Annotated in this window: 5 protein-coding genes; all 5 read right to left on the minus strand. The window is 43.9% G+C overall.

All coding sequences use genetic code 11. The features are described 5' to 3' along the window. On the minus strand, positions 1-230 hold a 230-nt coding region (locus tag CLV98_RS23060), incomplete at its 3' end, for a hypothetical protein (RefSeq protein ID WP_146202354.1). Positions 231-347: 117 nt separating this feature from the next. Then, positions 348-734 carry a DUF1353 domain-containing protein gene (locus tag CLV98_RS23065; protein ID WP_109678484.1) on the minus strand — a complete coding sequence of 129 codons (387 nt, stop codon included), beginning with the start codon at positions 732-734 and terminating at the stop codon, positions 348-350. Next, positions 734-1,120: a hypothetical protein gene (locus CLV98_RS23070; protein ID WP_109678486.1), complete on the minus strand. Its 387-nt coding sequence runs from the start codon at positions 1,118-1,120 to the stop codon at positions 734-736. Before CLV98_RS23070 ends, CLV98_RS23065 begins: the two co-directional genes overlap by 1 nt. An 11-nt stretch (positions 1,121-1,131) precedes the next feature. Then, complete coding sequence (locus tag CLV98_RS23075) at positions 1,132-2,103, minus strand: hypothetical protein (RefSeq protein WP_109678488.1); 972 nt, start codon at positions 2,101-2,103, stop codon at positions 1,132-1,134. Continuing rightward, positions 2,103-2,480 (minus strand): hypothetical protein (locus tag CLV98_RS23555; protein ID WP_158281325.1); only part of this gene is annotated, 378 nt, incomplete at its 5' end. The genes CLV98_RS23075 and CLV98_RS23555, both read right to left, overlap by 1 nt.

Consider the following 2,480-nt stretch of genomic DNA (forward strand, 5'->3'; position numbering starts at 1 on the left):
GACATAGCACCCTGAAGGGGAATGATCACGACGCGGCCTGCCTTGGATTCGACTTTGTCCAGGCGTTGGTAGGCACTACGCGAACCGCCATCATCGTAAGCGAAATAGGGCTGCTGCCGTTGAGAAGAAAAGGAAGTAAAGTCTAATTTACCGGCCAAAACAAGCATGGCTAATCGCTCATGCATTTTGGGCTCCATGGCCAGTTTTTCGGAAATAAGTTGGTGCAGCATCGGTCTCGTTACAGTTTCTCGATGCTAACTTGGCGGCATTTAACGGTTATCAATAGGACAAAAAAACAGGTAGCTACCAATGGCGACTACCTGTATGTATTAACCTTAACCCAAATCTCAATTCTTCCACCACTTCGACCCAAATAGTCGAACAGCATAATAGTATAGATAGGCCTGAGGGCGACTTACCTTATCTGCAAACATATTCTCAAGGAACAAGGTATCCGCCAAAACCCTAGCGCACCTCGACCCCAGCTCGTCTTCGAAAAGGCGATGGTCATACATATAATCATGAAGAACCGCTGCATTGGCCATACGGCCATGTGGTGGGAAAACTGACCACAATATTTGGGGTACACTGGCAAAGTCGGTCAGGTATCCAGGAGGAATATCGACAACAATACCTTTCATTAATTTAAACTGACAAGGCTCCACGACCTGGAACAGATCTGGCTTGCCTACACCAAGAAACTTTCTTAGTCTGATATCGGGATATTGTGTCATTAGGTAAAACGTCCAAGTGAATCGGCTTCAATAATAGCTCCTTGCGCAATATGGAAGGGATTAGCACCATTTTCGACAGCCTGGCGCAACCAATCGTATTGGGGTACAGAACCTGCAGGATACTGGCCTTGGGAATCTTTAAAAACGAGCCCACCCGTTTCTGAATTTACATAGCTAGAATTGTCGGCTATCAATAGAAATGGATTTACCTCAATGGCTTTAAAAGCCTGCAGGCGATTGTCGTTTTGGTCGTAGTGCTCTATCATACAGATCAGAGTTACGGACTCGTTTCGATAATCTTCATTTTTTCCAACCACGACAATTTTTCGTACCACCTGTGGGTAGCCAGGCGACGATGAGATTACAACTCTTTGCAAAGTGTTCATAATAGATTGAGTTAAAAGGAGGACCAAGCAATTTTCTTAATGGTACTTCCCGATTTACGGTATAGGTAATTGGTGTCGGCAACCAACTCTCCATCTGAAACATTGACATCAGTCGAATTCGATGGGGTGTAAGATCTTATCAAGCATCGATCTCCTTGCATCAATGTCTCAATTGCATTTGTGCCTAAAATGACCGCACCACCATTAATCGCAGATCGGCGATATCTAGCAAGTGTATTCCAGCTATATGAATTAGTGCCAGTAGAACCGGGTACGGCCCAAACTGTATTATTTCCAAGGGTAATGGTATTTGATCCCGCTATGTTTAAAAGTGCATATCGATACGGGTTGCCAAGTTCAGCATTTGGAAGAAGCTTCAATGCTCCTTGGGCAAACTGATAATAGCTCTGGTTTCCATTACCTGAACTACCGGTATGGCCTTCTACTGTCACAGGGCTATTGATTCGTATATTAACTTCGGTACTGCGAAAACTTATGCTGTTGGTGCCTTCTCCAACAATAATTCCGGAATTTGTCACAGTACGTTTTGAAAAATTAAGAGGAGCGGAGACTATAATATTAACAACCGGAATTTCTAAGGTTACCTCTATGCTAGTGGTAAGAGCACCAACTAATATAATTGTCAACTCAGGAGTTTTGAAATTGTGCAACTGGGCTACCCTTTGTAATGTTTTTACTCTTCCTGTTGCAGAATTAGTATCGTTCGAGGTGCCGGTCCGAGAATCATCACCACTTATACCATCCAAATAGATAGTAGCGGTTATGGATAGACTCCGAGTAATTAGACTGGTATTAAGGGATTGACACTCTTCTCGCACATCATCAGCATATTTACCAACATCGCTAAGGGCTTCTACAATATCCTGCTTTAATAACCCTTCATTATTTAGGCTCCTGCGAGGCTTGTTGAACCTGGTGGTAATAGTGTCAATAAAGTTTTGTAAGCTGCTGAAATATGCCATTAGCCATTAAAGTCAAGTGAATAATCGATACTAAAATCGGTATCCGGAAACTGCTCAGCAAGGACGAGACCTTGTACGGAAGTTTCCAGAATCAGAGCTGGAATGGTCGATTTGCCCGATAAACTTATGGTGTGGCTATTAGTCGAGCCTATGCCCTGGCTCATGACCATTCTTAAACCACGCTCCTCATTTCCTAGGATATAGGCTTGCCGATTGGCATCCTCTAACAGGCAAACCCATTGCTTTTGGTAGTGGGTATTGAAAAAAGCAGCGATATCCAACCGGCTGGCTGGAATGGCAAAAGCGATTGAGCTATTAATGATCAGACCACCATCGCCGCGTTCAAAGGTTTGGGAAAAACTACAGGCCAGCGGTGG

Origin of the sequence: Dyadobacter jejuensis (assembly GCF_003149085.1) — a bacterium.
GTDB classification, from domain to species: domain Bacteria; phylum Bacteroidota; class Bacteroidia; order Cytophagales; family Spirosomataceae; genus Dyadobacter; species Dyadobacter jejuensis.

Bases quoted from the DNA above. Each gene is read 5' to 3' on its own strand.
- CLV98_RS23065 (WP_109678484.1), bottom strand. From the start codon at position 734: ATGACACAATATCCCGATATCAGACTAAGAAAGTTTCTTGGTGTAGGC.
- CLV98_RS23075 (WP_109678488.1), bottom strand. From the start codon at position 2,103: ATGGCATATTTCAGCAGCTTACAAAACTTTATTGACACTATTACCACC.
- CLV98_RS23070 (WP_109678486.1), bottom strand. From the start codon at position 1,120: ATGAACACTTTGCAAAGAGTTGTAATCTCATCGTCGCCTGGCTACCCA.